The organism is Rhodococcus sp. PvR044 (genome assembly GCF_040548995.1).
In the GTDB taxonomy this organism is placed as follows: domain Bacteria; phylum Actinomycetota; class Actinomycetes; order Mycobacteriales; family Mycobacteriaceae; genus Rhodococcus_G; species Rhodococcus_G oryzae.
The window spans coordinates 1,311,006-1,325,109 of sequence record NZ_JBEPSX010000001.1; the positions used below are offsets into that span (position 1 = coordinate 1,311,006).

A 14,104-nucleotide genomic window follows, 5' to 3' on the forward strand; every position below is an offset into this window, starting at 1 on the left:
GGTGAACTGTCGGTGGACACACGAATGCCCCGCCACCTTCGAGGTGACGGGGCATTCGTCGTCTGGTCGGGACCGACTAGTCCAGGTAGTCCCGGAGCACCTGCGAACGCGACGGGTGCCGCAGCTTCGACATCGTCTTCGACTCGATCTGACGGATCCGCTCACGCGTCACGCCGTAGACCTGGCCGATCTCGTCGAGGGTGCGGGGCTGGCCGTCGGTCAGGCCGAAGCGCAGCCGGACCACGCCCGCCTCGCGCTCGGACAGCGTCTCGAGCACCGACTGCAGCTGATCCTGCAGCAGGGTGAACGACACCGCGTCGACGGCCACCACGGCCTCGGAGTCCTCGATGAAGTCGCCGAGCTGGCTGTCGCCCTCGTCGCCGATCGTCTGGTCGAGGGAGATGGGCTCACGCGCGTACTGCTGGATCTCCAGCACCTTCTCCGGCGTGATGTCCATTTCCTTGGCGAGCTCTTCTGGCGTGGGCTCGCGGCCCAGGTCCTGGAGCAGTTCGCGCTGGATGCGGCCGAGCTTGTTGATGACCTCGACCATGTGCACCGGGATGCGGATGGTGCGGGCCTGGTCGGCCATCGCGCGGGTGATGGCCTGGCGGATCCACCAGGTGGCGTACGTGGAGAACTTGTAGCCCTTGGTGTAGTCGAACTTCTCGACCGCGCGGATCAGGCCGAGGTTGCCCTCCTGGATCAGGTCGAGGAACGCCATGCCACGACCGGTGTAGCGCTTGGCCAGCGAGACGACCAGTCGCAGGTTGGCCTCGAGCAGGTGGTTCTTCGCGCGGTTGCCGTCGCGGCAGATCCAGTTCATGTCGCGGCGCTGCGCGACGGGGAGCTTCTCGCCCTTCTCGGCGTGCTCGGCCATCAACTGGGTGGCGTAGAGGCCGGCCTCGATGCGCTTGGCCAGCTCGACCTCCTCCTCGGCGTTGAGGAGGGCGACCTTGCCGATCTGCTTGAGGTAGGCGCGGACCGAGTCGGCGGAGGCGGTGAGCTCGGCGTCCTTGCGGGCTTGCCGGAGCGCCTCGGACTCCTCCTCGTCCCAGACGAAGTCCCCGGAGGCCTTGTCCTTGTCGGTCGGCTCCGCGGCTTCTTCCTCGTCCTCGCCGACGGCGACGACCTCGACCACCTCGTCGACGGCGAGGTCACCCTCGGGTACCTCGAGATCGGCCATGTCGGCTTCGTCGGGCGCGTCCTCGAGATCGACGCCGTCGGCCTTGCTGCTCGCCTTCTTGGCGGGGGACTTCTTCGCCGCGGCCTTCTTGGCCGGGGCCTTGGCTGCGGCCTTCTTGGCCGGGGCCTTCTTAGCAGCGGCCTTCTTGGCTGGAGCCTTCTTCGCCGCGGCCTTCTTCGCGGGGGCGGTGCCGTTGGTCGCCGCGGCGGACGCCGATTCGGTGCTCGGTTCAGCGGTCTGACTTGTATCGGAGGCGGCCACGTACGCCCTTTCGTGACGGTGTCGTGCGGCGTCACGCCAGAGTGATTTTCCGGCGGAGAGGTCAGTTGAGTTCGGCCGGCTGAGAGCCGGACGTGTCCATTGTAACTATCGCAACGGGGGTTACGACGCGATGCTGGTCTGCGCGGCGAGTGCGGCGCCCACGATGCCCGCCGTGTTCAGCAGCGCAGCGGGCACGACGGGGGTGCGATTGGTCAGCAACGGGATCCATTTCTCGCTCTTGCGGCTGATCCCGCCGCCCGCGATGAACAGGTCGGGCCAGAGCAGATCCTCGAACGTGCTGAGCACCCGGGAGACCTCCGCTGCCCACTGCTTGTAGGACAGATCCTTGGTCTCCTTCACCGAGGACGCGGCGCGGTGCTCGGCTTCCTTGCCGCCGACCTCCATATGCCCGAACTCGGTGTTGGGGAGCAGGACGCCCCGGTGCAGGATCGCGGATCCGATCCCGGTGCCGAACGTCAGCAGCACGACCACGCCGTCGACGTCCTTGCCCGCGCCGTAGGTGTCCTCGGCCACGCCCGCGGCGTCCGCGTCGTTGAGCACCGTGACGGGCCTGCCGCCGAGCGCCTGCCCGAACAGGGCCGCCGCGTCCGTTCCGATCCAGGACTTGTCGATGTTCGCCGCGGTCCGCGCGACCCCGCCGGTGACCACGGCGGGCAGCGTGATTCCGACCGCCCCGTCCCAGCCGGCCCGGGTGACGATCTCCGCGACGGTGTCCGCGATGGCCTCGGGGGTGGCGGGCTTCGGGGTCTCGATCTTGATCCGGTCGCCGATCAGCTCGCCGGTCTGCAGATCGACCAGGCCGCCCTTGACTCCGCTTCCGCCGACGTCGACGCCGAACCCGCGTCGGCTGCTGCCGTTGCTGTCGTCGGAGGGCAGGGCTGGGGTCGATTCAGTCATGGCGCAAACCCTAATCGTCGGGACGACGACGCGGGAGTGGGGAGATGAGGCACCATGGGGCGTGCCTTCTTTGCGGTCAGATGCTCCTGTCCCCACCACCCCCCAACATGACGCCACCGGCGGTCCTGACGATCCGCGCACGCTGCGCGACGTTGCGGTCCGGGTGGCCGTCGCCGCCGCCAGGCACGTGCGTGCCCGCCGCCCAGAGGTGTTCGCCGCGACGGGCGTCCTCGCGGAGGACAGCTCGGTCGCCACCAAGAGCCACCCGACCGATCCGGTCACCGTCGTGGACACCGAGACCGAGGAACTGATCCGCGGACTGCTCGCGGGCCTGCGCCCGGACGACGCCATCCTCGGTGAGGAGGGCGGGGGACAGGCCGAGCAGATCCGGGGCGTGCGCTGGGTGGTCGACCCCATCGACGGGACGGTGAACTTCTTGTACGGCATCCCCGCGTTTGCGGTGTCGGTCGCCGCGCAGATCGACGGTGTCTCCGTGGCGGGTGCGGTGGTGGACGTCCCGGCCGATGCGGTCTACTCGGCCGCCCTCGGCCACGGCGCGACGCTGCTCGAGGCGGACGGCACCGAGCACGCGCTGCGGTGTAACCCGGTGTCTGACGTGTCGGTGGCCCTGCTCGCGACGGGATTCGGCTACGGACGGGCCCGCAGGCAGGCGCAGGGCGCATTGATCGGGCGGGTGCTGCCCCAGGTGCGCGACATCCGACGGATCGGCTCCGCGGCCCTCGACCTGTGCATGGTGGCCTCGGGACGCGTCGATGCGCATTTCGAGCACGGGCTCAGCCCGTGGGACTGGGCGGCGGGAGCGCTGATAGCGAGCGAGGCTGGTGCCCGGGTCCGCACGCCCGCGCCGCATTCGATGAGCGCCGAAGGCGAGGTGGTGGTCGCGGCGGCCCCGGGGATCGCGGCGGAGTTGGACGAGGTCTTCGCCGAGGCGGGTGTGTTCGACCCGATCCCGGACTGAGCCGTCAGCAGCGAGCGGTGCGGGCGGCCTTGAGGAGGCTGATGTCGACCGGCGCTGCGGCCATGCCTCCTGGCGCGGGCTCCTTCAGTACGGCCAGCACCTCTTCGGCGTCGGTGTTCGGGCGCAGCTCGTTGAAGTAGGTGCCCAGCGCCAGGTCGACGGTGTCATCCTGGCGCTGGTCCTCGATCAGCTCCGCGCACGGCGCAACCAGCCACAGGGCACTGGCGGCGGCGAGACCGTTTGCGCCGAAACGGATCTGGCCGTGGCACTGCATGTTCTGGTCGACGTAGACGGGGTCGTTGCCGACCTGGACGTCGGGGGCGCTGGCGTAGCCGTACTCACTGAGCTGCGCGGCCACCTGTGCGGCCTGGCCGCGTTCGCCGTTGGCATTGAAGACGCGGACCCTGGTCGCCGCGAGGGTGGTGGGTTCCACGTCCATCAGCGTCGTCGGGTCCATTTTCTGGCCGAGCGGCTGCGGTGCGGGGTCGTTCGGGTCAGCGGACTGTGAGGCCGGCCTCGGGATGTTGCACGTCACCGCGGCGGAGACCTCCTCGTCCTTGGTGAGGATGCGAACCCACAGCACCGAGCCGAGCAGGGCGAGGATGCTGATCAGCACGACGACGGGCATGGCGCGCCGCCTGCGGAACGGACGGCCCTGCTCATCGGTGGAGTGACCCTGTGTGATCAGTGAAACCACGATTCGTCCCGACCTCTCCGCCGCGCCCGCCGATCGGCGCCATTGTGGCGCCGGTGCGCACCCACTCTAGAGTGCGGCGCCGGGATCGTCGTCGACGCGGTCGCGACTCGGAATGTCGCGGAAATGTCACGGTCGACCCGCCGTTTGTGTCGATTTTCAGACAGTTTCCGACGTGTGGTGAATGGCCCGCGACTTTTCTCCAGAGTTCGGCTATTGTCTGGCGGCCGCAGTCGTACACGACAGGCGTTTGGAGGACCGGACGGAAGGGTCAAATGTGGTGCAGATCATATTACCTGCGCTAACTTTTGGGCACTATTCGGCGCCCCCGAGCGTTATGCAGCCACACGGGTTGATTCGTGTATTCGGCTGTGGTGTGTGGCCGGGGGAATCGATGACGAGAGAAGACGAGGGGAAGACGAGATGGCAACCGACTACGACGCACCGAGGCGTTCGGAATCCGACGAGGTTTCGGAGGATTCGCTCGAAGAGTTGAAGGCCCGGCGCAATGAGGCGCAGTCCGCGGTCGTCGACGTCGACGAGTCGGACACCGCGGAGTCGTTCGAGCTGCCCGGAGCAGATCTGTCCGGCGAGGAACTGTCGGTCCGGGTCGTTCCGAAGCAGGCCGATGAGTTCACGTGTTCGAGCTGCTTCCTGGTGCATCACCGGAGCAGGCTCGCCAGCGACGCCGGTGGCGTGCTCATCTGCATGGATTGCGCAGCCTGACAGCGCTACTGAGGTAGTGGATCCGACCGGGGCACCGAGTTGCCCCGGCCTGGTATCAAAAGTCGTGCCCGGCCTGTTCGCAGGCCGGGCACAGTGGTTTCCGGGGCACCCGGACCCGTCAGGGAGTCAGTAGTGCTGCCAGCTCGGCGGGCCTGCGGGTGCTGACCAGCCAGTACGGGGTGGGATCCTCCGGATCGTCGAGAACGATCAGGACCATCGTCTTGATCCAGGTCCGGTGCTGCACATAGGCGGCTGGGTCCAGCTGCCTGCCCAGCGCCGCCGACTTGGCGGTGGCGGGAACCACCGCGACCCGGGAGATCACGTCCAGCGGCAGGTTCGCCCGGCCGACGCGCAGTTCACCGCGGCCAGGGCCGTCGGCGACCTCGATCCGGAGCCGGCTCAACCAGAGCAGGACCCACACCGGGAAGGGCAGCAGCAGCACGTACGGCAACCAGGCCAGCAGGCCGGGGTTGCCCATGTGAACCTCCGCGGCGAGCAGACCGGCGACGGCGAGGCCGGCGGCCCACCACCACAGCGGTACCCACAGTCGCTCCGAGTAGATCGGTGCGGTGGGGTCGGTCTTGCCACCGGTGGCGGCGGTCGAGGCAGGTTGAGGGTTCTCGGGCACGTATCCAGAGTAGTCTCGGTGCGCGTGAGCGATCTTCCAGCCATCGAGCTGCTGCGCCTTGATCCCGACATGCCGATCCCACAGCGTGCCCACGCGGGCGACGCGGGTGTCGACCTCTGTTCCACAGTCGACGTGACCATCGAGCCGGGGGAGCGGACCCTGGTGGGGACCGGAATCGCCGTCGCGCTCCCGGTCGGCACCGTCGGGCTGATCCACCCCAGGTCGGGACTGGCGGCCAAGTCCGGTCTGTCCGTGGTGAACACGCCGGGGACGGTCGACGCGGGATACCGCGGGGAGATCAAGGTGTGTCTGATCAATCACGATCCGCGCACGCCCATTGCGATCACTCGCGGTGACCGGATCGCTCAGCTGCTGGTGCAGCGGGTGGAGTTGGTCTCGTTCGTGGAGGTCGAGTCGCTCGACGAGACGACGCGGGGCGCGGGTGGATACGGATCCAGTGGTGGACATGCCAGCCTGCACGCGGTGTCGGCACTCCCCGAGGAAGGGGCACGATGATTTTCGGACGCAAGAAGAAGGCCGTGGACGAGGACCTCGATCAGTTCGAGGACCTCCGCGACGACGTCGACGCGCAGGCCGAGGGCGACGAGTTCGAGGTCGACGAGTTCGATGTCGAGGAGCGGCCCGAGGGCGGGCCGTACGACCGGGACGAACTCGACGACCCGGAGGGTGCCGCGCAATCGCGGCTCGACCTCGGGTCGGTGCAGGTCCCGCTGCCCGAGGGCGGACAGATCCAGGTGGAGATGGCCCAGGACGGCACCCCGCAGGCGGTGCACCTGGTGACCGAGCACGGTCGGGTCACGATCGCCGCGTACGCCGCGCCGAAGTCGCCGGGACAGTGGCGCGAGGTCGCGGGCGACCTGGCCGAGTCGCTGCGTGCCGATCAGGCGGAGATCAGTGTGCAGACCGGTCCATGGGGTCGCGAGTTGCACGCGGTCACCCCGAACGCCGACCTGCGCTTCATCGGCGTCGACGGCCCGCGCTGGATGATCCGGTGCGTGGTGGCCGGCCCGGTCGGATCGGCCGGCCTCGAGGCGCCGCTGACCGCGATCGCCAGGGAGATCCTCGCCGGCACGGTGGTCAACCGCGGCGCCGAGCCGTACCCGGTGCGTACGCCCCTCCCGGTCGTGCTCCCGCAGATGCTGGCCGAGCAGCTGATCGCGGCCCAGCAGCAGCAGATGCAGGCGCAGCAGCAGGCCGCGCAGGCCGAGCAGACAACCGAGGTCCAGCAGGCCGCCGTCGCCGAGGCCGCGGCCGCCGCCGAGGCAGCAGCGGCCGCCGCCCAGGATCACACCGTGCCGCCGGAGGAGCGTCCCGGCGGCTCTGGGTCGGCGATGCAGCAGCTGCGTCGCTGATCCGGCCCGCGGCCGATCAGGGCGAGGTCAGGGCTGCCAGACAGGACCGGCCGAGGATGCCGGCGTCGGCGCCGATCTCGTCGAGGGTGACGGTGGCCAGCGTGGCCGACCGGAGCACCGTCACCCATCGCCGGGCGACGGCGATGGGGTGCACCGGGTCGTCGGTGGCGGCGCAGATGCCCACCGGCACCGTGATCCCTGCGAGGTGTTCCTCGACGAGGCCGTGGTAGGCCGCGGCCTCCTCGAGGGCATTGGGCAGGTGCGGCCACTGCGATCGCCATGACCGCTCGAGTTCACCGCCGAGCCACGCCGGGCTGGTCTCGATCATCGCGCTGGTCACCGCGTCGAGGCCGTCCGCGCGGAGCATGCGCGCGGTCATCGTCGCGCTCAGCGCCGCTGGGGCCTCGGCCGGGTCGCCGATCCAGGCGGGCAGCGCCGCGAGCACCCCGGCCGCACGGGACTCGTTGCGAGCGGCCCACTGTGCCGCCACCGCGGCACCGATCGACACGCCGCCGACGAGGATCCGCCCATACCGGTCCGCGGCCGCGTCCATCGCCTCGAGGTAGCTCTCGACCACCCGCCGCGGGTCGGGTTCCACGGCGATGATCTCCACCCCGACCTGCGTCAACGCGCCCGAGAACGCCTTTTCTGCGAAGTGTGCGTCTGACCCGGTTCCCGGCAGCACCACCGCCGCCTGCGGCCATGTCATCTCCTGCATCCGTCGATGGTCGCACCGAGGCCGGGGGCGGGTGCCATACGGGTGCTGTCGGGGCCGCGAACGGGCTATCCGCCCGGTGGCCGGGACACTCCTCACAGTCGTGTGGTTCCCGGTTCGGGATGGGTCTACAGTGGCGATCACACAGACCTACAAGCGGGGCGACAGTCGCACCGCACCTGCTCCAGGAGCGCGCTATGGCACTCGCGGCCACAGGCTATTTTCGTCGGCTGACCCGCCGGCTCACCGAGGACCTCGATCAACTCGATGCAGAGGCAATGGTGGAATCGTCGCAGGCATCGGGCGCACAGCGCGCCTGCGACTGTAGTCGCGGTGAGGAGGTCACCATGCTCGGGCGGCTGCGCAGCGTCGAGACATGTCCCAAGGCCTCGACCGCGAACATGGAGGCCGAGTTCTTCGACGGAACCGACGCCGTGACGCTGGTGTGGATCGGCAGGCGCCGGATCGCGGGGATCGAGCCGGGCAAGACCCTGCTCGTCCGCGGACGCGTCGGTGAGCGCAACGGCCAGAAGGTGATCTACAACCCGTACTACGAGCTTCGAGGGGATTCGTAGTCATCGCCGGTACATGTGGCAGTCTCGTCGGGTGACCGACAGGCAGCAGCAGTCCGTACTCGAACAGCTCGGTGGAGTCAGTGGGCTGGTCTACTCGACCCTGCCGGTCCTGGTCTTCGTCCCGATCAACAGCTTCTGGGGCCTCACCGCGGCCATCTGGGCCGCCCTGGGTGTGGCGGCCGCAATCCTCGTGTGGCGGGTGATCGCGAAGGGCGCCATCCAGCCCGCGATCTCGGGCTTCCTGGGCGTCGGTATCTGCGCGTTCATCGCGTACCGGACCGGGGATGCCAAGGGGTACTTCCTGTTCGGGATCTACACGAGCCTCGCCTACGCCGGGGTCTTCCTGCTCTCGATCGTGGTCCGGTGGCCGCTGGTCGGCGTCCTGTGGGGCTTCCTCAACGGTCATGGCAACTCGTGGCGGGGCAGCAAAGCCGCGGTCAGGGCCTACGACCTGGCCACCGCCGCGTGGGCGCTGGTGTTCGGGGCTCGCTATCTGGTCCAGTCTCAGCTCTACGACACCGATCACACCGGGTGGCTCGCGGTCACGCGTATCGCGATGGGCTGGCCGCTGACGGCGCTGGTCCTGGTGACGACGGTCTGGCTGGTCCGGCGCGCCGACCGTGCCGCCGAGGCCGTGGTGGAGGCAGGGCCCGACACCGAGACCGAGCCGGACGCCGTGGTGGAGTCGGAGGATCGCGGCGCCGAGCCGAATGGTGCGGGTGACGAGCGTTCCTAGCGAACGGCGCCCGGGTCACCGGTAATGGGTGCACCGCAATTGTGTGCGCCGTCGCATCGGTTGTGACCTTCCGCACGTTCCGTGAATTGCGTCCGCCGAAATTCACCGGTTCTCAAAATCGATGACCGCATTGCCCGATTCCGGACAATGCGGTCATCAAATTCAGTTACGTGACAATTCGGAACTTTTGTATCAGCGCTTGACGCCGACCGCCGCGCGGAGCTCGTCCTCGACCTCGACGGAGGCGACGAAGAGCAGCTCGTCGCCGCCCTCGATCGGGTCGTCCTGCTGCGGGACGATCACCCGGCCGCCCCGCAGGATGGTCACAAGGGCGGCGTCGCGGGGCAGCTGGATCTTGCGGACCGGCTTGCCTGCCAGTTCGGTGTCGTCGGGCAGGGTGATCTCCACCAGGTTCGCCTGACCCTGCCTGAAGGTCATCAAGCGGACCAGGTCGCCGACCGAGACGGCCTCCTCGACCAGCGAGGCGAGCATCCGCGGGGTGGACACGGCGACGTCCACGCCCCACGAGTCGTCGAAGAGCCATTCGTTGCGGGGGTCGTTCACCCGGGCGACGACGCGCCGCACTGCGAACTCGGTCTTGGCCAGGAGGCTGACCACGATGTTGACCTTGTCGTCGCCGGTCGCGGCGATCACGACGTCGTAGGACTCGAGTTCGGCGGACTCCAGAAGGGCCAGCTCGCAGGCATCGGCGTGAACCCACACGGCGTCCGGGATCGCCTCGGGGTCGACGTGTTCGAGATTGCGCTCGAGCAGCATCACGTGGTGGTCGCCTCGGATCAGCTCGCGCGCGATCGATCGGCCGACCGCGCCTGCTCCGGCGATTGCGACTCTCATCGGGTCCATCCGTTCGGGTCTGTGGTCGAATCGTGCGCCGCGGTCGGCGACGCCTGAGGGACGGTGTTCATCAGGAGTCCGCGGGTGGCGGGGTTGCGGCCAGCGCGACCGCCTCGGCCACGGTCCCGGAGACCGCGGCGACATAGACCTGGTCGTCGGCCTGGATCATCGTGCGGCGGTCGGGGAGCACCCCGGTGCCGAAACGGATGAGGAAGGCGACCCTGGACCCGGTGTGCTCCTCGAGCTCGGTGACCTGGTGGCCGACCCAGTCCTCGTGCAGATCGAGTTCCGCGACCGCGACGGTGCCGGAGGGATCGCGCCACTTGGTGGTGTGACTCTCGCGGGTGAGATGGTGCAGGAAGCGGTCGGTGGTCCACGGCACCGTGGCCACGGTCGGGATGCCGAGGCGTTCGTACACGGCCGCGCGCTTGGCGTCGTAGATCCGCGCGACGACCCGGCTCACGCCGAAGTTCTCCCTGGCCACCCTGGCGGAGATGATGTTCGAGTTGTCGCCGGAGGAGACCGCCGCGAATGCCTCGGCCCGTTCGATGCCCGCCTTGAGCAGGACATCGCGGTCGAATCCCATGCCGACGATGCGGTGCCCGGTGAATCCGGGGTCAAGGCGTCGGAACGCGTCGGGGTCGCGGTCGATGATCGCGACCTCGTGGCCGATCCGGTTCAGCCCGGCCGCGAGGGCCGATCCGACCCGGCCGCACCCCATCACGACTACGTACACCGCTTGCCTCCGCTCGTCGGCGTTCCGACGCTGTGCCGCGGTCGCCGCGGCGGCGGCAACCATCGATTCGAACGGTACCGTCCCCGGTTCCGTGCCGTCCGCGCACATCGCGATTTGGCGAAGTGGGCGGCGGATGGCACTGGATCGGTTCGGACGGATTACGCTTTGCCGGTGTCAAAGCTCTCGACCGCTGCCAAGCGGCTGCTGGTAGGTAGACCGTTCCGCAGCGACAAGCTGGGGCACACACTGCTACCCAAGCGAATCGCCCTGCCGGTCTTCGCCTCCGATGCGATGTCCTCGGTCGCCTATGCGCCGGAGGAGATCTTCCTCGTCCTGTCCGTGGCGGGTATCTCCGCGTACATGTACACGCCCTGGATCGGCCTGGCCGTTTGCGCGGTGATGGCGGTCGTGGTGGCCAGCTACCGACAGAACGTGCACGCCTACCCCTCGGGCGGCGGCGACTACGAGGTGGCGACCACGAATCTCGGGCCGACGGCCGGCCTGACGGTCGGTAGCGCGCTGATGGTCGATTACGTGCTCACCGTGGCCGTCTCGATCTCCTCGGCCGCATCGAACATCGGTTCCGCGGTACCGTTCGTCGCCACGCACAAGGTGCTCTTCGCGGTCGCCGCCATCGTGATCCTGACCGCGATCAATCTGCGTGGTATCCGAGAGTCCGGGACCGCGTTCGCCATTCCCACCTACGCGTTCATCGTCGGCATGTTCCTGATGCTCGGGTGGGGGCTTTTCCGGATCTTCGTGCTGGGCGACGACGTCAAGGCCGAGTCGGCGGGCTTCGACCTGCACGCCGAGAACACTCAGCTCTACGGTGTCGCGTTCGCCTTCCTCATCGCCCGCGCGTTCTCGTCGGGTTGTGCGGCGCTGACCGGTGTCGAGGCGATCAGCAACGGGGTGCCGGCCTTCCAGAAGCCCAAGTCCCGCAATGCGGCCACCACGCTGTTCCTGCTCGGCGCGATCGCGATCGTGCTCCTGATGGGCATCATCACGCTGGCCCAGAAGATCGGGATCGTGTACGCGCACGACCCGGCCACGCAGCTCACCGGAGCGCCGGAGGGTTATCAGCAGAAGACGCTGATCGCACAGATCGCCGAGGCCGTCTTCTCCGGTTTCCCGATCGGCTTCTACTTCATCGCTATCGTCACGGCGCTGATCCTGGTGCTCGCGGCGAACACCGCCTTCAACGGATTCCCGGTGCTCGGCTCGATCCTCGCGCAGGACCGCTACCTGCCCCGGCAGCTGCACACGCGCGGCGACCGGTTGGCCTTCAGCAACGGCATCCTGTTCCTGTCCGGCGCCGCGATCGCCTTCGTCGTCTTCTTCGGGGCCGAGGTCACGAAGCTGATCCAGCTCTACATCGTGGGCGTGTTCGTCTCGTTCGTGCTGAGCCAGACGGGCATGATCAGGCACTGGACCCGGCACCTGAAGAGCGAGACCGACCCCGCGGCGCGGCGCCGCATGAAGCGCTCGCGGGTCATCAACTCCATCGGTCTCGCCATGACCGCAACCGTGCTGGTCATCGTGTTGCTCACCAAGTTCGCGGCAGGCGCCTGGATCGCGATCGTCGCCATGATCGCGATCTTTGTCGTGATGAAGTCGATCCGCAGGCACTACGACAGCGTCGCGGCAGAGCTGGACGAGCAGGAGTGGGACGGCGTGCTGCCGAGTCGGACCCATTCGATCGTGCTGGTGTCGAAGCTGCACATGCCGACGATGCGCGCCATCGCCTACGCCCGTGCCACCCGACCGGACACCCTGGAGGCGGTCACGGTGAACGTCGACGAGGCCGACACCCGGACTCTGGTCCGCGAGTGGCAGAACAGCGACATCACCGTGCCGCTCAAGGTGATCGAGTCGCCCTACCGCGAGATCACCAAGCCTGTCCTCGATTACGTCAGGCGGGTGCGACGCGATTCGCCCCGTGAGGTCGTGACGGTGTTCATCCCGGAGTACGTGGTGGGGCACTGGTGGGAGCAGATCCTGCACAACCAGAGTGCGCTGCGACTGAAGAGTCGCCTGCTGTTCCAGCCGGGCGTGATGGTGACGAGCGTGCCGTGGCAGCTCAGCTCCTCGGAGCGGGCCAAGCGCGAGCGCATCCAGGCGGTGCCCGGCGGCACCAGGCGTGGTTTCGACGCCCCAGAGGACGGCCGTCGATGAGCGAGAGCTGGTACGGCCGCAGCATCGAGGTTCGGCTCGGGAACCCGGGTCACGGCGGTTTCTGTGTCGCCAGGCACGAGGGCCGGGTGGTGTTCGTCCGGCACGGGTTGCCGGGTGAGCTCGTCCGGGCCGAGATCACCGAGGATCGCGGCGGCTCGTTCTGCCGCGCGGACGCGGTCGAGATCGTGGAGGCCTCAGCGGCGCGAGTGACGGCACGATGCCCGATCTCCGGGCCCGGCGGGGCCGGCTGCTGCGACTTCTCGCACGCCACCCCGGACGCCCAGCGCGCGATGAAATCGTCGGTGGTCGCCGAGCAGCTCCGCAGGATCGCAGGCGTCGAGCGGGAGGTCGAGGTCGAGGAGCTGCCCGGCACCGGAGACGGCACCGGGTGGCGAACAAGGCTCCGGCTCGCGGTCGACCCTGCGGGACGGGCCGGTTTCCATGGCTACCGCAGCTCCCAGGTGATCACTGACCTGCTGTGCCCGCAGCCGGTACTGGGCACGTACCAGGGCCTGGCCGAGCGTGACTGGCGACCGGGCGGCGAGATCCAGGTGACGGTCGACGGCGACGGAGCCCGGCACGTGGTGGAGATCGAGCCCGCGAAGGTCTCGAGCACCGGCCGCCGAAGTCCGGGCCGACGCGGTGCCGCCGCGAGGCGCGCCGCACAGGCGGGTCCGCGCCGCGAGCATGTGGTGGAGGGCAGCGGCCGCGCCGTGGAGCGGGTCGGTGGGCGTTCGTGGGAGCTGTCGGCGACCGGCTTCTGGCAGGCGCATCGTGATGCGGCACAGACTTATTCGACGGTGGTCGGGGAGTGGGCGGAGGCCGCTCACGGCTCGATCGCCTGGGATCTGTACGGCGGGGTCGGCGTGTTCGCCGCCGAGCTGGCCGACCAGGTGGGGCCGGACGGCGAGGTGGTGTCGGTCGAGTCGGGCCGCGGCGCGGTCGACGACGGCAGGCGCGCGCTGGCGGATCTCGGGCAGGTGCACCTGCGGGCGGCCCGGGTGGAGAAGGTGGTGGGGGAGTTGCCGGTTCCGGTGGGCACGGTGGTGCTCGACCCGCCGCGGTCCGGGGCGGGCCGTGAGGTCATCGACGCGCTCGCGACCGCGGGCCCGGGCCGGGTGATCCACATCGGCTGCGATCCGTCGGCATTCGGGCGCGATGTCGGGCTGTACCTCGCGCAGGGGTACCGGCTCGAGCAGGTGCGCGCCTTCGACGCCTTCCCGATGACCCATCACGTGGAGTGCCTCGCGCTGCTGGTGCGGTAGCGGTCGCTCCGCGCGGACCCTGGCAAGGCGTCACTTCATCGGCATCATGGGCATCTGCCAGCCCATCTGCTGCATCCAGGACATGAACATGTCCATCATTTCCTGCCACATCATGTGTCTCACCTCCGCTCCCGGTGGTGGTGATCCACTCGCACATGATCGTGTGCACCACCGATTCTACTGGGGCCACGGCGTCCGGAAGTGACTCAAGTCTCGTGGCAAATAAATTGCATGGGTAATGCAACCAATATATAGTTGCAGACTGCAAGCATCAATCACTCTGTT

15 protein-coding genes are annotated in these 14,104 nt (G+C 68.6%); 8 read left to right on the forward strand and 7 right to left on the reverse strand.

Annotated elements, in window-relative coordinates; translation table 11 throughout:
* Positions 1–76: 76 nt before the first annotated feature.
* Positions 77–1,444 (reverse strand): RNA polymerase sigma factor, encoded by a 1,368-nt coding sequence (locus tag ABIC28_RS05995; RefSeq protein ID WP_097211266.1) that lies wholly within the window; start codon positions 1,442–1,444, stop codon positions 77–79.
* A gap of 120 nt (positions 1,445–1,564) precedes the next feature.
* A complete protein-coding gene (gene ppgK / locus ABIC28_RS06000; RefSeq protein ID WP_097211267.1) occupies positions 1,565–2,362 on the reverse strand; it encodes a polyphosphate--glucose phosphotransferase in 798 nt (265 codons plus the stop codon).
* Positions 2,363–2,432: 70 nt separating this feature from the next.
* On the opposite strand from ppgK, the gene ABIC28_RS06005 reads away from it, so the two are divergent.
* Positions 2,433–3,341, forward strand: a complete 909-nt coding sequence (locus ABIC28_RS06005) for an inositol monophosphatase family protein (protein ID WP_373560243.1) — start codon at positions 2,433–2,435, stop codon at positions 3,339–3,341.
* A gap of 4 nt (positions 3,342–3,345) precedes the next feature.
* Here the strand turns inward: ABIC28_RS06005 and cei are convergent, their stop codons facing one another.
* Positions 3,346–4,038: an envelope integrity protein Cei gene (gene cei / locus ABIC28_RS06010; RefSeq protein ID WP_097211269.1), complete on the reverse strand. Its 693-nt coding sequence runs from the start codon at positions 4,036–4,038 to the stop codon at positions 3,346–3,348.
* 420 nt (positions 4,039–4,458) lie between these two features.
* Between cei and ABIC28_RS06015 the strand changes: the two genes are divergently transcribed.
* The gene (locus ABIC28_RS06015; protein WP_027499550.1) at positions 4,459–4,761 is read left to right on the forward strand and encodes a DUF4193 domain-containing protein; all 303 of its coding nucleotides are present in this window, start codon (positions 4,459–4,461) and stop codon (positions 4,759–4,761) included.
* Between the two features lie 118 nt (positions 4,762–4,879).
* On the opposite strand, the gene ABIC28_RS06020 is transcribed toward ABIC28_RS06015, so the two are convergent.
* Positions 4,880–5,323, reverse strand: a complete 444-nt coding sequence (locus tag ABIC28_RS06020) for a DUF3093 domain-containing protein (RefSeq protein WP_097211345.1) — start codon at positions 5,321–5,323, stop codon at positions 4,880–4,882.
* A gap of 90 nt (positions 5,324–5,413) precedes the next feature.
* Between ABIC28_RS06020 and dut the strand changes: the two genes are divergently transcribed.
* Positions 5,414–5,905 (forward strand): dUTP diphosphatase, encoded by a 492-nt coding sequence (dut, locus tag ABIC28_RS06025; protein ID WP_097211344.1) that lies wholly within the window; start codon positions 5,414–5,416, stop codon positions 5,903–5,905.
* Positions 5,905–6,762: a DUF3710 domain-containing protein gene (locus ABIC28_RS06030; protein ID WP_257017386.1), complete on the forward strand. Its 858-nt coding sequence runs from the start codon at positions 5,905–5,907 to the stop codon at positions 6,760–6,762. The genes dut and ABIC28_RS06030 overlap by 1 nt, the downstream gene beginning before the upstream one ends.
* Before the next feature lie 16 nt (positions 6,763–6,778).
* Here ABIC28_RS06030 and ABIC28_RS06035 read toward each other — a convergent pair whose 3' ends face one another.
* Positions 6,779–7,480: a hypothetical protein gene (locus ABIC28_RS06035; RefSeq protein ID WP_097211271.1), complete on the reverse strand. Its 702-nt coding sequence runs from the start codon at positions 7,478–7,480 to the stop codon at positions 6,779–6,781.
* Between the two features lie 194 nt (positions 7,481–7,674).
* On the opposite strand from ABIC28_RS06035, the gene ABIC28_RS06040 reads away from it, so the two are divergent.
* Both ABIC28_RS06040 and ABIC28_RS06045 read left to right on the forward strand, forming a co-directional pair.
* Positions 7,675–8,052: an OB-fold nucleic acid binding domain-containing protein gene (locus tag ABIC28_RS06040; protein WP_097211272.1), complete on the forward strand. Its 378-nt coding sequence runs from the start codon at positions 7,675–7,677 to the stop codon at positions 8,050–8,052.
* A gap of 31 nt (positions 8,053–8,083) precedes the next feature.
* The gene (locus ABIC28_RS06045; protein ID WP_179800509.1) at positions 8,084–8,788 is read left to right on the forward strand and encodes a DUF3159 domain-containing protein; all 705 of its coding nucleotides are present in this window, start codon (positions 8,084–8,086) and stop codon (positions 8,786–8,788) included.
* A gap of 192 nt (positions 8,789–8,980) precedes the next feature.
* On the opposite strand, the gene ABIC28_RS06050 is transcribed toward ABIC28_RS06045, so the two are convergent.
* Together ABIC28_RS06050 and ABIC28_RS06055 are read right to left on the reverse strand one after the other, a co-directional pair.
* A complete protein-coding gene (locus ABIC28_RS06050; RefSeq protein WP_097211346.1) occupies positions 8,981–9,643 on the reverse strand; it encodes a potassium channel family protein in 663 nt (220 codons plus the stop codon).
* A gap of 70 nt (positions 9,644–9,713) precedes the next feature.
* On the reverse strand, positions 9,714–10,379 hold the full coding sequence (locus ABIC28_RS06055; protein WP_097211347.1) for a potassium channel family protein: 666 nt from the start codon (positions 10,377–10,379) through the stop codon (positions 9,714–9,716).
* 171 nt (positions 10,380–10,550) lie between these two features.
* Here ABIC28_RS06055 and ABIC28_RS06060 point away from each other — a divergent pair, with 171 nt between their 5' ends.
* Positions 10,551–12,554: an APC family permease gene (locus ABIC28_RS06060; RefSeq protein WP_097211348.1), complete on the forward strand. Its 2,004-nt coding sequence runs from the start codon at positions 10,551–10,553 to the stop codon at positions 12,552–12,554.
* Positions 12,551–13,819 carry a class I SAM-dependent RNA methyltransferase gene (locus ABIC28_RS06065; RefSeq protein ID WP_354577915.1) on the forward strand — a complete coding sequence of 423 codons (1,269 nt, stop codon included), beginning with the start codon at positions 12,551–12,553 and terminating at the stop codon, positions 13,817–13,819. The genes ABIC28_RS06060 and ABIC28_RS06065 overlap by 4 nt, the downstream gene beginning before the upstream one ends.
* Positions 13,820–14,104: the final 285 nt, after the last annotated feature.

Excerpts from the sequence above, each read along its gene's own strand:
- ABIC28_RS06065 (WP_354577915.1), top strand. The coding sequence starts at position 12,551 with ATGAGCGAGAGCTGGTACGGCCGCAGCATCGAGGTTCGGCTCGGGAAC.
- ppgK (WP_097211267.1), bottom strand. The coding sequence starts at position 2,362 with ATGACTGAATCGACCCCAGCCCTGCCCTCCGACGACAGCAACGGCAGC.
- ABIC28_RS06040 (WP_097211272.1), top strand. The coding sequence starts at position 7,675 with ATGGCACTCGCGGCCACAGGCTATTTTCGTCGGCTGACCCGCCGGCTC.
- ABIC28_RS06035 (WP_097211271.1), bottom strand. The coding sequence starts at position 7,480 with ATGCAGGAGATGACATGGCCGCAGGCGGCGGTGGTGCTGCCGGGAACC.
- ABIC28_RS06015 (WP_027499550.1), top strand. The coding sequence starts at position 4,459 with ATGGCAACCGACTACGACGCACCGAGGCGTTCGGAATCCGACGAGGTT.
- ABIC28_RS06050 (WP_097211346.1), bottom strand. The coding sequence starts at position 9,643 with ATGAGAGTCGCAATCGCCGGAGCAGGCGCGGTCGGCCGATCGATCGCG.